16 protein-coding genes are annotated in these 18,301 nt (G+C 34.0%); 5 read left to right on the top strand and 11 right to left on the bottom strand.

Annotated features, from left to right (window positions below; all coding sequences use genetic code 11):
- Nucleotides 1-59 precede the first annotated feature (59 nt).
- The 9 genes from DM444_RS11760 to DM444_RS11720 form a co-directional block, all read right to left on the bottom strand.
- Complete coding sequence (locus DM444_RS11760) at nucleotides 60-959, bottom strand: EamA family transporter (protein WP_111286835.1); 900 nt, start codon at nucleotides 957-959, stop codon at nucleotides 60-62.
- Nucleotides 960-1,180: 221 nt separating this feature from the next.
- The gene (locus DM444_RS11755) at nucleotides 1,181-2,314 is read right to left on the bottom strand and encodes a peptidylprolyl isomerase (RefSeq protein WP_111286833.1); all 1,134 of its coding nucleotides are present in this window, start codon (nucleotides 2,312-2,314) and stop codon (nucleotides 1,181-1,183) included.
- Nucleotides 2,315-2,345: 31 nt separating this feature from the next.
- A complete protein-coding gene (locus DM444_RS11750; protein ID WP_111286831.1) occupies nucleotides 2,346-3,422 on the bottom strand; it encodes a peptidylprolyl isomerase in 1,077 nt (358 codons plus the stop codon).
- A 15-nt stretch (nucleotides 3,423-3,437) separates the two neighbouring features.
- On the bottom strand, nucleotides 3,438-4,094 hold the full coding sequence (gene gldI / locus DM444_RS11745; protein ID WP_111286829.1) for a gliding motility-associated peptidyl-prolyl isomerase GldI: 657 nt from the start codon (nucleotides 4,092-4,094) through the stop codon (nucleotides 3,438-3,440).
- Nucleotides 4,095-4,102: 8 nt separating this feature from the next.
- Nucleotides 4,103-5,107 carry a DHH family phosphoesterase gene (locus DM444_RS11740; RefSeq protein WP_111286827.1) on the bottom strand — a complete coding sequence of 335 codons (1,005 nt, stop codon included), beginning with the start codon at nucleotides 5,105-5,107 and terminating at the stop codon, nucleotides 4,103-4,105.
- A gap of 198 nt (nucleotides 5,108-5,305) precedes the next feature.
- On the bottom strand, nucleotides 5,306-6,541 hold the full coding sequence (locus DM444_RS11735) for a voltage-gated chloride channel family protein (RefSeq protein WP_111286825.1): 1,236 nt from the start codon (nucleotides 6,539-6,541) through the stop codon (nucleotides 5,306-5,308).
- 137 nt (nucleotides 6,542-6,678) lie between these two features.
- The gene (locus DM444_RS11730) at nucleotides 6,679-7,062 is read right to left on the bottom strand and encodes a RidA family protein (protein WP_111286823.1); all 384 of its coding nucleotides are present in this window, start codon (nucleotides 7,060-7,062) and stop codon (nucleotides 6,679-6,681) included.
- Nucleotides 7,063-7,212: 150 nt separating this feature from the next.
- Entirely contained in the window at nucleotides 7,213-7,518 is a 306-nt protein-coding gene (locus DM444_RS11725) for a chaperone modulator CbpM (RefSeq protein WP_111286821.1), read from the bottom strand.
- Nucleotides 7,515-8,432, bottom strand: a complete 918-nt coding sequence (locus DM444_RS11720) for a DnaJ C-terminal domain-containing protein (RefSeq protein ID WP_111286819.1) — start codon at nucleotides 8,430-8,432, stop codon at nucleotides 7,515-7,517. The genes DM444_RS11725 and DM444_RS11720 overlap by 4 nt, the downstream gene beginning before the upstream one ends.
- A 295-nt stretch (nucleotides 8,433-8,727) precedes the next feature.
- Here DM444_RS11720 and DM444_RS11715 point away from each other — a divergent pair, with 295 nt between their 5' ends.
- Entirely contained in the window at nucleotides 8,728-9,441 is a 714-nt protein-coding gene (locus tag DM444_RS11715; RefSeq protein WP_111286817.1) for a hypothetical protein, read from the top strand.
- Nucleotides 9,442-9,603: 162 nt separating this feature from the next.
- On the opposite strand, the gene DM444_RS11710 is transcribed toward DM444_RS11715, so the two are convergent.
- Nucleotides 9,604-10,131 (bottom strand): hypothetical protein, encoded by a 528-nt coding sequence (locus tag DM444_RS11710; protein ID WP_111286815.1) that lies wholly within the window; start codon nucleotides 10,129-10,131, stop codon nucleotides 9,604-9,606.
- A 225-nt stretch (nucleotides 10,132-10,356) separates the two neighbouring features.
- Between DM444_RS11710 and guaA the strand changes: the two genes are divergently transcribed.
- From guaA to DM444_RS11690, 4 genes are all read left to right on the top strand, one after another.
- Entirely contained in the window at nucleotides 10,357-11,886 is a 1,530-nt protein-coding gene (gene guaA, locus DM444_RS11705) for a glutamine-hydrolyzing GMP synthase (protein ID WP_111286813.1), read from the top strand.
- A gap of 63 nt (nucleotides 11,887-11,949) precedes the next feature.
- Nucleotides 11,950-13,860, top strand: a complete 1,911-nt coding sequence (locus tag DM444_RS11700) for a LysM peptidoglycan-binding domain-containing protein (RefSeq protein ID WP_111286811.1) — start codon at nucleotides 11,950-11,952, stop codon at nucleotides 13,858-13,860.
- A gap of 94 nt (nucleotides 13,861-13,954) precedes the next feature.
- Entirely contained in the window at nucleotides 13,955-16,039 is a 2,085-nt protein-coding gene (locus DM444_RS11695; RefSeq protein ID WP_111286809.1) for a PBP1 and LysM peptidoglycan-binding domain-containing protein, read from the top strand.
- Entirely contained in the window at nucleotides 16,039-16,440 is a 402-nt protein-coding gene (locus DM444_RS11690; RefSeq protein ID WP_111286807.1) for an OsmC family protein, read from the top strand. The genes DM444_RS11695 and DM444_RS11690 overlap by 1 nt, the downstream gene beginning before the upstream one ends.
- Before the next feature lie 407 nt (nucleotides 16,441-16,847).
- On the opposite strand, the gene DM444_RS11685 is transcribed toward DM444_RS11690, so the two are convergent.
- Nucleotides 16,848-18,227, bottom strand: coding sequence for a Gfo/Idh/MocA family protein (locus tag DM444_RS11685; protein ID WP_111286805.1), 1,380 nt, complete (start codon nucleotides 18,225-18,227; stop codon nucleotides 16,848-16,850).
- Nucleotides 18,228-18,301: the final 74 nt, after the last annotated feature.

Genomic DNA, 18,301 nt, shown 5'->3' with positions numbered 1-18,301 from the left:
AAAAAAATTAACAATTATTGCATTACAGATATGCTTTTTTTGATAATATGTATTTTGGGTTATTTTTTAGACTTGAAATTTACATTCATAATAATTATGGCAAGTATAATTAGTACAATTCCAACCCATTGAGAAAAGATTACTTTTTCGTTTAGTAAAACAAACGCCATCATTACAGAAACAGGAAGCTCAAGTGCAGAAACTATACTTCCGAGTCCGATGCCTGTTAAAGGAAAACCTGCTGTCATTAAAAGAGGTGGAATTATAGTTCCGAACAATGATAACACGATTCCCCATTTTAAGAAAATTTCAAGATTGAAAGCCGTTACCTGAGTTGCGAAAGCAAAAGAAAAAACAATAATTGCACCGCCCAAAAGCATATAAAGACTTCTTTGTGCCGACGAAATTTCGGTTGCGACACTATTTGCAGTAAACATGGTTGTAGTGAAAGAAGCTGCAGCTAAAATTCCCCAAACTAAACCTCTCCAATCTAATTGGATATCATTATTGATAATATTTGTAGCTAAAACAGTTCCAAAAAGCACTATAAAAACCGCAATAACTTTTTGTTTAGAAGGCAGTTTTTTCTCTAAAATCATTTCTAGTAAAACCCCCATCCAAACGGTTTGCATTAGTAAAACAATTCCAATAGAAACAGGAATATATTTTACAGCCAAGTAATAGAAAAGACTCGTCATTCCTAATGAAGTTCCAGCTAACATTAAATTAAAAATGTTTTTTGGAGAAGCTTTTACTGCTTTGTTTTTGTTTTTTATTCTCTGAAAAAGATTGATCAGTAAAATACCTAAAATTCCGTAAATAAACTGTGAGGTCGTCACTTCTGCTGTAGTGTATCCTTCAGAATATGCCATTTTTACAAAAGTTGCCAGCATTCCGTATGTTGTTGCTCCCAAAGCAACTAGAAAAACACCTTTAAGTACATTGTTTTGCGACGTCATAATTTATCTGTTTTAAAAAATTTAAGCCGGCAAAGGTAAGTTATTTTGTTTAGGACTTAGCAGAAAGAATAGCTAAATAATGTTTTTAATAATTAAGAAGAGCGATTTTAAACTTCTAAATTGCTAATTCTTTAAAAGTTAGGATTGCTTTAAAACAAAAAAACATCAAAATATACTTTTGATGTTTTTTTGTTTTAAAGAAGAGAATTTCTCTTTTCTAATTATTTAGGCTGATTTTGGTATGTCTCGATTTCAAAAATCAAAGTCGCATTTGGTGGAATTACACCGCCAGCACCTTTTTCACCGTAAGCTAAATTTGAAGGCAGGAAGAAAGTTGCTTTTTCTCCATCTGTCATCATATCAAGAGCTTCAATAAAACCAGGAATCATTCCGTCTTTTTTGCCAACTGTAAAAGGAAACGCATTATAACCACCTTGAGCATCTCTGTTAGCATCATATTTTCCGTAAGCTTTTGCTACTGAAGGCATACTGCTGTCGAACAAAGTACCGTCTTCAAAGTATCCAGCATAGTGGAAGTAAATTGTAGAACCTTCAGCGCCTTTAACACCTGTTCCTTTTTGTGTAATCACATATTTCAAGCCAGATGCTGTTGTAGTTGCTTTTGCTTTTAAAGCTGTAAAAGCTGCTGCTTTAGTAGCAACTACTTTTTTAGCTTCTTCTTTTTGTAGTTCTCCTTTTTTCATTTCATCGCTAAAAACTTTTACTGCATCAAATTTCTTAGCAGCAGCGCCTTTGCGTGTAATGGTAATTTTATTCATGATATCATCTTGAACAATTTTATTTACATTGTCCATTCCAGAAACTACATGTCCAAAAATAGTATGTTTTCCGTTTAGCCAAGGAGTGTCTTTATGTGTGATGAAAAATTGACTTCCATTTGTAGCAGGACCAGAATTTGCCATAGCCAAAACTCCACCTTTTTCAAATTTTAATTCTTGAACAAATTCATCTTTAAAAGAATAACCAGGGTCTCCAGCGCCAGTTCCTTGCGGATCTCCACCTTGAATCATAAAATCATTGATTACTCTATGAAATTTTAGACCATCATAAAATGGTTTGCCTTTTAAGCGTTCTACTGTAACATAAGGGTTTTTACCTTCTGCTAAAGTGATGAAGTTCGCAACCGTTACAGGAGCTTTTACATATTCTAAAGAAACCACAATATCTCCTTTTGATGTAGAAATTGTAGCAAAAATTCCTTCAGCTGGATTTGCGTTGGCAGTGGCTGCTGCTGTCGTTTTTGGTTTTGCTGCTGGTTTAGTCGCAGGCTTTTTAGTTTGTGCCTGAATATTTACTATTGCTAAGCAAAATAAAAATAGAAATTTAAATTTCATTGCTTTTTAAATTTTTAAGTCTATAATTCGATTATGGTTTTTCTGAAATCTGGATTTCGAAAATAATGTTTGCGTTTGGCGGAATTACACCACCAGCACCAGTTGCGCCATAAGCTAAGTGCGACGGAATGAAAAGAACCGCTTTGTCTCCATAAGACAATTGCTCAACTCCTTCAATAAAACCAGGAATTAAACCGTCTTTTTTGCCAGCTTGAAATTGAATTGGCTGGTATCCATGCTGTGCAGCTCTTGCTTCGTCAAGTTTTCCAAATTGTTTTGCAACTTCTTCAATGCTCGTGTCAAATAAAGTTCCGTTTTCAAGGAAACCAGCGTAGTGAATGAAGATCTGATTTCCAGCAGCAGGTTTTTTACCGCTTCCTTTTTCAGTAATTACATACTCTAAACCGCTTGTAGTTTTAGTTGCTTTTGCTTTTAAAGCTGCATAAGAATCTACTTTTTCTTTTTGAACTCCAGCATATTTCTGTTGCTCTTTAGATATTTCAGCAAAATAGTCGTGGAATACTTTCACGGCATCAAATTTTTTCGCTGCTTCACCATTTCTGATAATAGTTACAGCTACGATATTATCACCTTGAACAACTTTATTTACCACTTCCTGATCTTTTGCACTTACAACATGACCAAAAATAGTATGAAGGTTATCTAACCAAGGAGTTTCTACGTGAGTGATAAAAAATTGGCTGCTGTTTGTTCCAGGACCGTTATTTGCCATTGCTAAAACTCCAGCTTTGTCAAATTTTAAATCTGAGAATTCGTCTTTAAATTTATAGCCAGTATCTCCAGAACCAGTTCCTAATGGATCACCACTTTGAATCATGAAATTTTCGATTACTCTATGAAATTTTAAACCATCAAAAAAAGGTTTCTTTTTTAAATCTTCATGTGTTATAAACTCGTTTTTGCCTTCAGCCAAAGTCACAAAGTTAGCAACTGTAATTGGGGCTTTTTTATAATCAAGTTCTACAATGATGTGACCTTTGTTTGTTTCGATATCGGCATATAAACCATCAGGCAGATTACCGTGATCGTCTTTACAAGAATAAAATGAGCTTACGGCTATTAGTAATAATAAAATACTCTTTTTCATTTTAAGATATTGTTTTTATTGAGTTAATGTGTCTTTTTTAGCTGGTGCAACAGGTTTTGCAGTTGCAGGTTTTGGTGTTACGGCTTGCGGAGATTGCGTAGCTGGTTTTGCTGTTTGTGCCGCAGGATCTGGAATGAAATTTCTAAGCGTAACAGTAACGATTAAAGATTCGTTTGGACCAATTTTTTTGTTGTCTCCGTGATACCCATAAGCCATGTGTGATGGAAATAAAAAAGTAACAGTTTCGTTTTTATGAATTCTTTTTATTCCGTCACGTAAACCCATCATAATGTCTTGTTTATCTACATAATAAGTTTGCGGACCAAGATCAGAATCCGAATAAATAATATTGCCTTTTATATCTTTTATTTCCATATTAAAGTAAGCAATATCACCTTTTCTAGGCGCTAGAGTTTCTGTTGCACTTTTTTCTTCGTAGCAAAACCAATAGCCTTTTGGAGTGGCATAATATTTTACTTTCGGATTGCTTTTTATGATTTTTTTAATGACTTGTTCTTCATTAGCCACTAATTTTTTATTTCGGTCGGCCGATTTTTTCATGAATGATCCCGAAGCACTTGAAATAGGTCTTCTGGCTTCTTCATGATGCTTACAGCTGCTTAACAAAACAGCAAAAAGCACACTATAAATGCTAAGTTTTAGGTAATTCATGATTTGGACTATAATTTTAGTTTTGTTACTAAATCTTCAAATTTCTTAACCGTTTCTTCCATAGAAACCTCAGATCTTCCGCCAGCCGCATTGCTGTGACCACCGCCATTAAAATGATCTCTTGCAAACTGGTTTACATCAAAACCGCCTTGTGAACGGAATGAAATCTTAATAATGCCTTCGTCTTTATTTTCAATAAAAATAGCAGTAAAAACGATATCTTTTATGCTTAAGCCATAATTAACAATTCCTTCGGTATCACCTTTAACATAATTGAAAGAATCTAGTTCTTCTTGTGTTAACGTGGTATATGAAGTTTTATGATCTTCAAGAATTTTCATATTCTGCAAAGCGCGGCCTAATAACTGTAATCTGCTGAAAGAGCTATTATCGAAAAGCAGGACAGGAATTTGAGTGTTTTCGACACCTAAATCGATTAACTCTGCAATAATTCTATGCGTATTTCCTGTTGTTCCAGGGAAACGAAACGAACCTGAATCGGTTAAAATTCCTGTATAAATGCAAGTTGCAATGGTTTTATCAATATCTTCTTTTTTATTTAAGAAAGTGATAAAGTTGTAAACCATCTCACAAGTTGATCCGTATGAAGTGTCTGAATAAGTGTATTTAGCGTAATCATCAGGTTTTTGATGATGATCGATCATAATGAAAGTAGCTTTCAGCTTTGCTAGAGTATGCTCCATTTCGCCTGTACGATGAAATGCATTAAAATCAAGCGTAAAAATGATTTCTGCCTCTTCTAAAATCTGCGTACAGATTTCAGTTTCTTTTTCGAATATTTTTACAGTTTCTGATCCTGGAAGCCAAGCTAAAAAATTAGGGAAATCATTAGGCGCAATTACCGTTGCCTGATGATTATTTTTAATTAAAAAATGGTATAAACCTAATGTTGATCCCATTGCATCGCCATCTGGTCCTCTGTGCGGAATGATGACAATTTTCTTTGGGGTAGCGAGTAATAATTGAATCGCTTGAATATCTTGTATTTTCATAGTGTGCGAATTTACATTTTTTTAATGTAATGCTGAAAATAATTAGTCGCAGTTTTCAGTTTCAGTTTTCAGATATTCTAGGGTTAAAAAAAATGTACGCGGATGAAACGGATTCGCTATCGCGAAAACGCGGATTTGGACGGAATTTTTTATTTTGAAACTGAGAGTGTAAACTGCGACTGCGACTGAAAACTCCGTTTAAAGAAACCTTTGATACAATTTGTATTTCGCACCTTTTACAATCTGAGATTTGTAGATTCCAACAGAACCAGAAGAAAAATAAGCAATTGTACAGGCGATTGCAATGAAGATTCCAGGAGCAATTCCGAATAATTCCATTCCCATAATCGTGCAGGCGATAGGAGTGTGGGTTGCACCTGAGAAAACAGCAACAAATCCGATTCCTGCTAAAAGAGCAATCGGCATCGGAATCACGGTCGATAAAGCACTTCCTAAAGTTGCGCCGACAAAAAATAATGGAGTTACTTCTCCTCCTTTAAAACCAGCTCCTAAAGTAAATCCAGTAAATAGGATTTTAAGCAGAAAATCGTACCATTGATTCGGATTTGAAAATGAATCAACAATAACTGGAACGCCCAAACCAGAGAATTTGGTAAATCCAAAACCAGCGATTGCAATAGCTAAAACAACTCCACCAATTACTGGACGAAGCGGTGGATATTTAATGTTTTTTGAAAAAAGAGAACCCCAGAAATGAGTGCTTCTCGAAAATAACAAAGCTGCAAATCCAGATGAAATTCCAACAATTAGAGTAAAAATAATATTGTTTAAACTAAGCTCTGGAACAACCGGAATGCTGTAATGTGTATGTTTGATTTCCCAGAATTCTACCGTAAAATAAGCTGCATAAGCAACTACGAAAGAAAGCAAAATGCTTTTGAAATTAATTTTACTGAAATATAAAACTTCCAAAGCGAAAATTGCGCCAGCCAAAGGGGTTCCAAAAACAGAAGCAAAACCCGCGCTGATTCCGAGAATGATCAACATCTTGCGTTCTGAATTGTCAAGCTTGAAGAATTTTGTGAACTGATCGGCAATTGCGCCTCCCATTTGCACCGCAGTTCCTTCTCGTCCTGCGGATCCTCCGAATAAATGTGTAAGTAATGTTCCTAAAAGTACTAAAGGAGCCATTTTAAACGGAATCACTTTTTTAGGATTTTCGTATTCTTCCAATAAAAGATTATTTCCTTTTGCAACAGATTCTCCCCAATAATAATAACTCAGACCAACCAGAAATCCGCCGAAAGGCAGAAGCCAAATAATCCAGTCGTGCTGAATTCTAAATTGTGTCACCCATTCTAAAGAAACTAAAAAGAAAGCAGATGCAGAGCCTGAAAGTATGCCTATTAAAACACAGATAAGAATCCATTTTGGAAGAGAAAGCAAGAATTGTTTTGGATTTTGGGAAGTCATTAATGAATTCTAAAAGTTTGCCACGAATTTCGCCAATTTTCACGAATTAAAAGGAAAAATAATCATTTTTAATCCATTTAATCTGTGGCTTAAGAAAAATAATTAGCGCAATTAGTGTAATTCGTGGCTATAAAAAATTACTGAACAACAGCAGTAAATTCTATTTCAACCAGATATTCTGGAGCAACCAGTTTACTAATTTCATAAAATCCTGTTGTTGGTTTTATATCTTTAAAGAAAGCAGAGTGTGCTCTTGCCACTTCTTCAAAAGTAGAAACATTGGTAGTAAAAATTCTAGTTCTAATTACATCTTTCATACCTACATTTAAATCTTCTAAAACCTTTTCAACTCGCTCTAAAATATTATAGGTTTGAGCATAAGCGTCATCAGCTTTTACTTTATCGCCGTCAACAATGGCGACAGTTCCAGAAACTTCTACAATATTGCCAATTCTTACGGCACGGCAATATCCCATTTTGTCTTCCCACGGCGATCCAGTTAAGATGTTTTCTCTTTTCATTTTTTTAGTTTTTTGCGAATTTGTCTATACGTTTTAAAAGCAAATTCAGGTTAATTAAAGATGCTGCAATTTAAGAATTATGGTTCTGAAAGGAATTAAAAAAAGCTTGAAATCAATTCAGAAATTCAAGCTTTTTTGTGATATAAATCGTTATTCGGTTTCTTTTTCTTCGTAAAGGCGAAGCTTGTTTTGTACCGTATTTAAATTTTGCTGTAAGGTTTCGATTTTGTTTAAGAGATTTGCAATAGCATCAATTCCTTCCAGATTAATTTTGAGATCGTAATGCATGCGGATCATTTTTTCGACTGTTGGCAACTGTTCTGGTTCCAGAAATTCGTCATTTTCTTGTGTAATAATATGGATGAGTCCGTAGTTATTAAGTTCGGTTATAAAAGTATTTTCAATTTCGTGATAGATACAAAACTGTTTGATCTGGATTAAATTTTTGCTTTTCATGACTTTCTTAGTTTTGCTAATTCTTCAAATAATTCTTTTTCCTTATCCGACAATTTTGTTGGAATCTTGATAGTATAAGTGATGTATAAATCGCCAAATTGATTCTCCTTTTTATAAACAGGAAAACCTTTTCCTTTCAGTTTTACCTTCGTTCCCGGTTGTGTTTCTGCTGGAACTTTAATTTTTACTTTTCCATCAAAAGTATTGATATGCGTTTCTCCGCCTAATATAGCTGTGTACAAATCAATTGGAGCATCGGCGTATAAATTATTTCCTTCACGTTTAAAATCTGAATTATTAGAAATTATAAAGGTGATGTACAAATCGCCATTTGGACCGCCATTTACGCCGGATCCGCCATGATTTGGAATTTTGATAATTTGTCCATTTTCTACACCTGCAGGAATCGTAATTCGGATATTTTTGCCATTTACTGATAAGTTCCTTTTATGTGTTGTATAAGCTTCTGCGAGATCTAACTCCAGTTCAGCATTAAAATCCTGACCTCTATATTTAGACTGCGATCTGCTTCTTCCTCCGCCATACATCGAATTGAAAAAATCGGAGAAATCACTTCCAGAAAAGTCTCCGCCAAAACCAGAAAAATCGCCACCCGAGTATTGAGAACCGCTTTGTTGTCTGCTTTGCTGCTGATTTGGGTCGTAGCCTGCCTTTTCAAATTCTTCAGCATGTTTCCAGTCTTTTCCATACTTATCGTATTTTTTTCGATTTTCTGGATTACTTAAAACTTCGTTTGCTTCATTTATTTCTTTGAACTTTTTTTCGGCTTCTTTATCATTCGGATTCAGATCGGGATGATATTTCCTTGCCAGTTTTCTATATGCTTTTTTGATATCTGCTTCAGTAGCCGATTTTGCAACATCTAATACTTTGTAGTAATCTATATAATCCATTTCATTGAGTTTTATAAATGGTTAAATAAAGTCTTGAAGTTAAGAATAAGTTGTTAATAATCAAAATGATGAATGATTTTATGAAATGAGATTTTGGAATTTGGAAATTTAAGAGTTGAAATTTATTTTTTATGAAATAAAAAATCTTGGCAGGTTTTTTGATTCCAAAAATTAGCTTAATTTAATGTTATAAAACTCCTAAAGTTGTAGAGGCTAACTAAATTATACTATTTTTGTGATGCTGGACTTTTGATTTTATATTAATTATAAAAGCCGATTCGATAATCCTTTTTCAATGAAGCACATTTTATTTTTCATATTATTTTTTACTGCATTGTCAGTATCAGCCCAAGCCGAATTTAATTCTAAATTCAAAGCTATTCCTGCACCAAAGTTTAGCGCAAAGCCTAAAAAGACTCCAATTCCTGAGGTTAAAGATCCACAGGCAGACAATTTGGATATTCCGAGTATTAAAACTCCGAATGTTTTTGAAAATACTACAATAACTCCAAAATCGAAGTTTCAGATAGGAGAAGAAAAAAGCAAATTTACCATGTCTACAGAAACCGATTTTGCTAATCCAGGCGATCGTTATGTGGCAAAAATGGAAAAAGATCTGGATAAAGCCTTAAAAGATGCTGGCTTAAGAGAAGGTCGAGGCGTATTGGTGAAGAAAAATATTTCGCTAGGAGATTTTAAAACTAAATCAGAATATTTTATAGTGAAGTTCCGAGATTTTGGAGCAATTGATGGCGATTTAGTAAAAGTATCTTGCAATGAAAGCGTAGTAAGAGAGCGAATTCTACTGGATTCAAATTTCCAACAAGTAAAAGTTAATCTTAACGCAGGTTTTAATAAGTTAGATTTCGAAGCTTTAAATATAGGTTCGCTAGGAGGAAATACCGCAGAAATACAAGTGTATGATGATAAAGGAAATATGGTCACAAGCGATTATTGGGACAACCTTGCCGCAGGATTCAAAGCGTCTATTGTTGTGACGAAAGAGTGATTTTTTTTGAGATGCTAAGATACTAAGGTTCTAAGACTATAAGTTTTTTTAGAAGCTTAAATAAACAAAAAAGGAGATTCTAATTTTAGAATCTCCTTTTTTTATACGATCTGATTAGAATCTCAGCAACTTAGAACCTTAGCATCTCAGCAACTTAGCATCTTAGAAAGGATCCGCGGTAACCTTAAACTTCATTTCTGCTTTTACAGTTACGTCTTTAGTTAAAGTTTCTTTTAAAGTTACTTGAGTTCTTATTTTGTAGCTATCTGCTTTAATATATTCATCCAGCTTTTTATCCGTACAAATCAAATCAATTGAATTGCTAGATACGTTAATATTATCTACGTAAGCTAATTCTATTTCATCTGAATTTGCTGTTGAGATATACAGATGAATTGATTTTAAAAATGTAAAAGTTTTATCAGACGGATCGGTAATTGATAATTTTAGTGATCTGATTTTAACATCTTTTACCAGATTGGCTTTAGTTTTATTGTTTTCAAATTCAGCAGAAGAATTGGTTGTAACTTCTGGTGTAATAATTTCTAATGGCAAGTTGATTGGAGAAGTGCTTTGAATTTTTATCGAAGTGTTATTCGAAATAGTAAAAGTCAATAAATCATCGACAGCATTACAAGAAGAAAAAAAAAATGACAAGAAAGCTGTCAGTGCAATAAGTTTTGATTTCATGGTTAAATTAAATTGGGTTTTTCGTTAGATACGAAATAATTGGGTTTTTGGATTTGCAAAGATACTGAGTTGCTAAGATTTTAAGTTGCTAAGTTTTTTGTTTTTGAGCTAGAAAAAAGCTCAGAACCTTAGTAACTTAGTATCTTAGAATCTACAGTGAAAAAAAAAATATTTTTTTTCACTGCTCTGATTTTTCAATTTCGAATATAAAAAGTATTTTTGCGCATGCAACACAACGTACTTATTTTAGATTTCGGATCGCAATATACTCAGCTTATTGCGCGTAGAGTTCGCGAATTAAATATATTCTGCGAAATTTTCCCTTACAATCACATTCCAAGTGATTTATCAAGTTATAAAGCCGTAATTTTAGGAGGAAGCCCTTTCTCTGTTAGAGGAGAAGATGCACCACATCCTGATTTATCAGAAATTAGAGGTAAAATGCCTTTACTTGCCGTTTGTTACGGAGCGCAGTATTTAGCTCATTTCAGCGGTGGAGAAGTGGCAGCTTCAAATACAAGAGAATACGGAAGAGCTAACTTGTCTTATATTAAAGAAGGTGAAACTTTCTTTGAAGGAGTTTCAGAAAACAGCCAAGTTTGGATGAGCCATAGCGATAGTATCAAAGCGCTTCCAACAAATGCTGTAAAATTAGCAAGTACGCATGACGTAGAATACGCAGCTTATAAAATCGAAGGCGAAACTACTTATGCAATTCAATACCATCCAGAAGTTTACCATTCAACAGATGGAAAACAGATGTTGGAAAACTTCTTAGTAAAAATTGCTGAAGTTCCTCAAAACTTTACACCAAATGCTTTCGTTGACGAAATGGTAGCAGAATTAAAAGAAAAATTAGGAAACGACAAAGTGGTTCTTGGTTTATCTGGAGGAGTAGATTCTACTGTAGCAGCAGTTTTATTAAACAAAGCAATCGGACAAAATTTATACTGTATCTTCGTTAACAACGGACTTTTGCGTAAAAACGAATTCCAAAATGTATTAGATCAATACAAAGGAATGGGATTAAACGTAAAAGGTGTAGATGCTGGAGATCGTTTCCTTGGCGAATTAGCAGGAATTAGTGATCCTGAAACAAAACGTAAAACAATCGGTCGTGTATTTATCGAAGTTTTTGATGATGAATCACACTTATTGGAAGACGTAAAATGGTTAGCGCAAGGAACAATTTACCCAGACGTAATCGAGTCTGTTTCGGTAAAAGGACCATCAGCAACAATTAAATCGCACCACAACGTTGGTGGATTGCCAGATTATATGAAATTAAAAATTGTAGAACCTCTTAGAATGTTGTTTAAAGACGAAGTTCGTAGAGTTGGTGCTACATTAGGAATAGATCCAGAATTATTAGGAAGACATCCTTTCCCAGGACCTGGATTATCAATTAGAATTTTAGGAGATATTACTCCAGAGAAAGTACAGATTTTGCAAGATGTTGATTCTGTATTTATCGAAGGATTAAAATCTTGGGGATTATACGATAAAGTTTGGCAGGCTGGAGCAATTTTGCTTCCTGTAAACAGTGTTGGTGTTATGGGTGATGAGCGTACTTACGAAAAAGTAGTAGCGCTTAGAGCTGTAGAATCAACAGATGGTATGACTGCTGACTGGGTTCACTTACCTTACGATTTCTTGATGAAAGTATCTAATGATATTATCAACAAGGTAAAAGGCGTGAATCGTGTTGTTTACGATATTAGTTCAAAACCACCTGCAACAATTGAGTGGGAATAGTAGCATAATTTAAAATTAAGGTCTTACATTTGTAAGGCCTTAATTTTTTATAACCTACTATTTATGAGAGAACTTTTAACAATTTCTCTTGTGTTTATTTTGTCTTTTAACAGAATAATTGCGCAAGATTCAATTATTGAACACAAAATTCAAAAAGGAGAAACTGCTTATTTTATAGCACAAAAGTATAAGGTTTCTGTAGAAGAGATTTACAAACTCAATCCCGAATCTCAAAATGGAATCAAGGATAATCAGATTTTAAAGATTCCAATTCATCATCTAGAAAATTCAAATTCAAAGCAACAAACTCATATTGTTGCCCCTAAAGAAACATTGTTTGGTTTATCTAAACAATATCACGTTTCGGCAGAAGCGATTCAGGATGCTAATCAAGAAATTCTGGCCAACGGACTTCAAATTGGTCAAGAATTAATAATTCCTCAAAATTCAGATATATCTAAGTCAGAAGCGGCTGTTTCTTTAAAAATGACACATCAGGTTGTGGCTAAAGAATCTTTATTCAGTATCGCGAGACAATACAATGTTTCAGTTCAAGATTTAGAAAATTTGAACAAAGACATTTTGATTAATGGCTTGCAAATTGGTCAAACGATTTCAATTCCGAATAAAAGAAAAACTTTGGATGGAAGAGTTCGTGTAATTAATCAGGAAACAGTTTTTCATGTTGTTCAACCCAAAGAAACTAAATTTTCAATTGCCAAGAAATACGGAATTTCAATTGACCAATTGGAATCTCAAAACCCTGAAATTGTAAATGGATTAATTGTTGGAAACAAATTAGCAATTAATACCAAAGGAATTCAACCAGCAAACGAAAGCGAAGAATTGATGTTGGCTTTGGCCGAAAAACAAGTCGTTGTCGAAAAAACAAAAGCCAAAACAGTTGAAATTGAAGATTTGAAAGATCGCTTGGTTGTTCAGAAAGAAATGAATCAGAAAATTATAAAGATTAATGATCTGAAAGTGAATCTGAATGATATGAATGGCTCTAAAGAAAATTCGGTTGAAAAACTGCGTCTGGTTTTAGAAGCCAATAAAAATGTACAGGATATTTTAATGGCAAAATTAGATTCGCTTGTCAATTCAATGAATGATGATTTGAAAGAATTAAAGCGAATGGATATTTTGAATGTGGAAGAATCTAAAAGATTGGAAAAACAATCTTCTGAAGGAATTAATAAAACCAATGAATTATCGTCTCAACTGAAAAAAGAATTGGCAGAAAATAGAAAAGCTTATGCTGGTTTGATGAATAAAGTGGAAAAAATTGCAGTTGAGGAAAATCAGGAGTATAAGAGGAAAATCCGCGAAAGCGAAAAAAATACCAACACAGCTTCTTTGCAGCAGCGTTTGTCTTTAGAAGAAATAAAAAAATATAAAGCAGAGCAGGAGTTGGGCGATAAACAGAATCAGCTTTTGATTGCGAAAATTGATTCTTTGGATACTCAGAAAAAAATTGAAGTAAAAAGACACATCAGCAAAGCTTCTTTTTATAGTATGGAAGCTAGAAAATTTGATGATAAATTGGCTTTAGTTAAACTGAAAAAGTATCAGGACGAAGCGGTTAAAAAGCAGAAAAAAAATGGTGCTGGCGAAAATTCAAAAACAATTTCGCTGGAGGAAATGAAACAGGAATTGAAAGACAATCCGTTACGAACTGACAAAACGGTAAAAGTAGAAGTTTATGATAATCTTAGAGAAGTTTCAAACGGGTATTACTTAGTTTTAGGTATATTTACAGACGCAGTTGACCGAGATAAGCTTATTATGAAACTCATTGATTCTGGTGCGTTTAATGCCAGTTTTTTTTTCAATATTAATAGTCTTTCGTACTATGTTTATAGCGACAAATACGAAAACATGGAAGAAGTGCTTTACGAATGCAAGAAAAAGGAAGAAGATGAGTTATATAAAGAAATCATTATTGCTAAAGTAGAAATCGATTTAAGGTAATTTTTACAGCAAAAAAACAAACGGCGCGAATTTTGCTTTTGGTAAAATTGTAACTTATTTTAGAATTAGAAATTAAATTGTTTTAAGCCTTATTATGAAATATTATTTAACAGTATTGTCTCTTGTGTTTTTTATTACTTCAAGCGCATTTTCGCAAGAAAAAGTGGTGAAGTATAAAGTATCAAGCGGTGAGACAATTAATCAGATTGCACAAAAATTTAAGGTAACGCCTTTTGATATTTATCAGCTCAATCCAGATGCAAGAACAGGATTGGTGCCAAACTCTGTATTGTTGATTCCAACAAAAACTGGAGAAGCAAAAAAAGAAGTTTCTGAAACTAAAACTGCAGTATCTTCAGGAAAAGAAATTATTCATGAAGTACAGCCAAAAGAAACGTTTTGGAGTATTGAACATAAATACGGAATTTCGGATGAAGCGCTTAAAGCAGCAAATCCGTTTTTAGAAAAAGAAGGTGTTCAGATTGGACAAAAATTGGTAATTCCTGCAAAAGGTTCTGCTGCAAAAGCTGTTTTACCAAATAAAACAATAAAAGAAAGGGCACAGGAAAAATATGTTTATCATGATGTGCAGCCAAAAGAAACAAAATATTCAATTGCTAAAAAGTATAATACTACTGTTGAAGATATAGAAAGACGTAATCCTTCTATAGTTTCTAATTTACCTGTTGGATATAGGTTAATAATCAAGGGAATAGCGCCTAAAGAAGAAGGTGTTCAGACAGAACCAACAAAAACTGTAGAAAGTAAAAAGCCTGTTGAAACTTCTAAAAAAGCGGTTTCTTATATGGATTATCAGGTAAAACCAAAAGAAACTTTATATAGTTTAGGTCGAGTTTTTCATTTATCACAAGATGAATTAGTGGCTTTAAATCCGTCACTTTCTGAAGGTTTAAAAGAAGGAATGATTTTGAAAGTTCCTGCAGGATATGTAGCTCCAGCTCCAATTGTTGCAACACAAGTGCCAGCTGAAAAAACTGCTGAATCTACATGGAACAAACCAGTTGAAAACACTGGTGGCGGTGGAATTAAGATTATCGATAAAGTAAAATCGACGGAAAATGAAAATATAGAAATTGTCGAACTAAGCAAGAAAAAAGGAGCTAACGAACGTAAAAAAGTAGTTTTATTGCTTCCTTTTAATATGGCAAAAGTACAAAGTGATACTTCTGGAACGGCGAATAGAATTAAAAACGATAAGTTCTTAAACATGACTTTAGATTTTTATTCTGGAGCTATGATGGCGATTGATTCAGCGAGAACATTGAAATTGCCAATTGATGTTGCAATTTATGATTCGCAGGAAACAAAAACGACTTCAAATGTTTCTAGTTTAAGTTCGAAACTTCAAGATGCAGATGCTGTAATTGGGCCATTTTATCAAAGTAATGCAGAGGCTACAGCAAATACACTTCGTATGTATAATGTTCCTGTTATTTCACCTTTATCAAAAGATAGCGCAAATCCGATTGAGAATTTATACCAAACGATACCTTCAAATGATGTAATCAGAAATTCGATGTTTGATTATATGCGTTCTAAAAACGGAAATATTATTGCGGTAGTTGATAAGAAAAAAGAATCGGTTATCAATTACATCAAACAAAACCAAAAGGGAGTTGCATTTGCTACTTTAACTGAAACTGGCGGTTTGGATGCAGCGAACTTAAAAAGCTTATTATTGCCAAATCGTATGAATTATGTTGTTATGGAAACGGGTAATACAGCAATGGTGAAAACGACGATTAAAGGGTTGCTTGATTCTCAGAAAACGTGTCAAGTTCAATTGGTAATTTTAGAGCCAAATAGTACGTTAGATACAGATGAAATCAGTTTTGATAATTTGGTAAAATTGAAATTAATGTATCCTTCTGTAACTCGTGAAAGTGACGAACAAGCGGTTTTAATTTATGAAAAACAATACCGTTTGAAAAACAAAGCAAATCCAACTACTTATGCAACAAGAGGATTTGACGTAACGTTTGATACAATGATGCGTTTGGTACAGGGAAAAACATTTCAAGAAACTGCTGATTTGATGACGACTCAGCAAGTAGATAATAAATTTCAATATTATAGAAAAGAAGATGGCGGACACGCTAATAAAGGTGTTTACATCTTATATTATGATAGTGACTTAACTTTAAAAGTAGCAAATTAATGACATCAAAAGTAACCTATTTAGGAGATTTAAGAACAAGTTCAATCCACGTGCAATCAGGAAGCGAAATCATTTCTGACGCACCATTAGATAATAACGGAAAAGGAGAAGCATTTTCTCCAACAGATACTGTAGCAAATGCTTTAGCAAGCTGCATGATGACAATTATGGGAATTAAAGCCCGTGATTTAGAAGTTGATTTTGTTGGATCTACAGCAGAAGTAACTAAAATTATGAACGCAGAACCAAGAAGAATTGGAGCAATCGAAATTGTATTTCAAATGAAAAGTAATGCTGACGAAAAAAGCAGAACTATTTTGGAACGTGCTGCAATGACTTGTCCAGTATTCTTAAGTTTAAGCAGTGAAATAGAAAAGAGAATTACTTTCAACTGGAATTAATTTTTTGTTTAAATAATTAATAAAGGGGCTGTCTCAAAAGGACAGCTCTTTTCTTTTGTAAGCTTCGGAGAAGCGAAATATTTATAGTAAAGAATAGATATTTATTATAATATGTCGTTCCTCTGGAGCTTTTTCATTATGGAGATTGAAATGCTATAAATATTTTGCCCCGCTGGGGCTTTGCTATATGTTTTTGTATAATGTTCCCCCATTTAAAGGAGATCTTTTTTATAAGCTTCGGAGAAGCGAAATATGTATAGCAAAGAATAGAAGTTTACAATGTAAAGCTCCAGAGGAGCGACATATTTTTTTACAATCTAAATTTTATGAACGGTCTAAAACAGACAAGAGAGCAATATCTACTTTGCCCTCTTGTCCCTCTTTAACTAACCAATAATATTTATTAATTACTCTGAAAATTCTAATTTTTTCAATTTATTCCAGCCTCCACGAGTAAAGTCCGGTATTTCAACAGGCGCAGAATTATGGTCTAATGAAATTTCGGTTAATGGACCAAGGCATGACCATTCGGCTAAATCGTAAACATCCATATCAAGCGGAAGTCCTTTTTGCAAACAGTGGATTAAACGATAATCCATAATAAAATCCATTCCGCCGTGACCGCCCACTTTTTTGGCTTGTTCTTCAATTCCTTTGGCAATTGGGTGTTTGTATTTTTCCATTAATGCTTTTTTCACTTCTTCTGGAACAAAAGAGTGAGCGCTCAATTTTTCGTGATTTGGTTTTACGTCATCGCTTAATTCTTTTCCGTCAAGCGCATAACCTTCCAGCGGATATTTATTAGCAAATCCTTTTGTACCGCTCAATTGATACATTCTGCTGTACGGGCGAGGAGAAGTAACATCATGCTGTATTTGAATCGTCTTTCCGTTTTCTGTGCGAATCATGGTCATGGTATGATCTCCGTTTCTAAAATCTTTAATTTCCTGTCCTGATTTTTCTTTAATGTAAGCAGGATTTCCGACGGCTTTTGTATCCATAGAAACCAAGAAATTCATTTTGTCACCACGATGAATGTTTAATGCCTGACAAGCCGGCCCCATCCCGTGTGTTGCATAAATATCACCGCGGTGTTTGATGTTATAATCCATTCTCCAGTTATTCCAATATTCTCCCCAAAACGGTTGTAAGCCATGAATATAAGAACCTTCAGCATGAAGAATTTCGCCAAAAAGGCCTTGTTGTGCCATATTTAAAGTAGTCAATTCGAAGAAATCGTAAACACAATTTTCCAGTTGCATACAATGTTTTCTTGTTTTTTCTGAAGTATCAATCAGTTCCCAGATTTCTTTCATAGTTAAAGCTCCCGGAACTTCAATTGCAACGTGTTTTCCATCTTTCATAGCTTGAACTCCGATAGAAGCATGATGAAGCCAGTCTGTAGCCACATAAACTAAATCTACGTTTGGCAGCGCCGTTACTTTTCTCCATGCATTTTCATCACCGTAGAATTCTTGTGCTTTTGGAAATCCAGCTTTAGTCAAAATTTCATTTGATTTTGCAGTATTTTCTTGAGTCATATCACACAGCGCTACAATTTCAACACCAGGAATATGTGTCATACGTTCAACCGCGCCTGGACCACGCATTCCAAGTCCGATGAAAGCAATACGTACTGTTGGAATTGGATCTGCAGCCATTCTAAGCACATCTTGCTGTCCTTTTGGGCGTGACGGTGTTTTGGTCTTAATCATTTGTGCAGATGCAATTGTCCATCCGAACAAAAGAAAAAGAGCTATAGTAGATTTAAAAAAGGTAGTTTTCATAAGTGATAGTTTAGTGGTAATTTATTCTAAAAGTAAACTCTCTAATGAACCAAATTAGAGAGGTTTTCAAAAAC

The organism is Flavobacterium ginsenosidimutans, assembly GCF_003254625.1.
Lineage (GTDB): Bacteria > Bacteroidota > Bacteroidia > Flavobacteriales > Flavobacteriaceae > Flavobacterium > Flavobacterium ginsenosidimutans.
This window is presented reverse-complemented; position numbering and strand designations above follow the sequence as displayed.

What these genes read in the sequence shown, in the direction of transcription:
- DM444_RS11755 (WP_111286833.1), bottom strand. Translation starts at nt 2,314, where the DNA reads ATGAAATTTAAATTTCTATTTTTATTTTGCTTAGCAATAGTAAATATT.
- DM444_RS11750 (WP_111286831.1), bottom strand. Translation starts at nt 3,422, where the DNA reads ATGAAAAAGAGTATTTTATTATTACTAATAGCCGTAAGCTCATTTTAT.
- DM444_RS11700 (WP_111286811.1), top strand. Translation starts at nt 11,950, where the DNA reads ATGAGAGAACTTTTAACAATTTCTCTTGTGTTTATTTTGTCTTTTAAC.
- DM444_RS11740 (WP_111286827.1), bottom strand. Translation starts at nt 5,107, where the DNA reads ATGAAAATACAAGATATTCAAGCGATTCAATTATTACTCGCTACCCCA.
- DM444_RS11710 (WP_111286815.1), bottom strand. Translation starts at nt 10,131, where the DNA reads ATGAAATCAAAACTTATTGCACTGACAGCTTTCTTGTCATTTTTTTTT.
- gldI (WP_111286829.1), bottom strand. Translation starts at nt 4,094, where the DNA reads ATGAATTACCTAAAACTTAGCATTTATAGTGTGCTTTTTGCTGTTTTG.
- DM444_RS11685 (WP_111286805.1), bottom strand. Translation starts at nt 18,227, where the DNA reads ATGAAAACTACCTTTTTTAAATCTACTATAGCTCTTTTTCTTTTGTTC.
- DM444_RS11725 (WP_111286821.1), bottom strand. Translation starts at nt 7,518, where the DNA reads ATGAAAAGCAAAAATTTAATCCAGATCAAACAGTTTTGTATCTATCAC.
- DM444_RS11715 (WP_111286817.1), top strand. Translation starts at nt 8,728, where the DNA reads ATGAAGCACATTTTATTTTTCATATTATTTTTTACTGCATTGTCAGTA.
- DM444_RS11695 (WP_111286809.1), top strand. Translation starts at nt 13,955, where the DNA reads ATGAAATATTATTTAACAGTATTGTCTCTTGTGTTTTTTATTACTTCA.
- DM444_RS11735 (WP_111286825.1), bottom strand. Translation starts at nt 6,541, where the DNA reads ATGACTTCCCAAAATCCAAAACAATTCTTGCTTTCTCTTCCAAAATGG.
- DM444_RS11730 (WP_111286823.1), bottom strand. Translation starts at nt 7,062, where the DNA reads ATGAAAAGAGAAAACATCTTAACTGGATCGCCGTGGGAAGACAAAATG.
- DM444_RS11760 (WP_111286835.1), bottom strand. Translation starts at nt 959, where the DNA reads ATGACGTCGCAAAACAATGTACTTAAAGGTGTTTTTCTAGTTGCTTTG.
- guaA (WP_111286813.1), top strand. Translation starts at nt 10,357, where the DNA reads ATGCAACACAACGTACTTATTTTAGATTTCGGATCGCAATATACTCAG.
- DM444_RS11720 (WP_111286819.1), bottom strand. Translation starts at nt 8,432, where the DNA reads ATGGATTATATAGATTACTACAAAGTATTAGATGTTGCAAAATCGGCT.
- DM444_RS11690 (WP_111286807.1), top strand. Translation starts at nt 16,039, where the DNA reads ATGACATCAAAAGTAACCTATTTAGGAGATTTAAGAACAAGTTCAATC.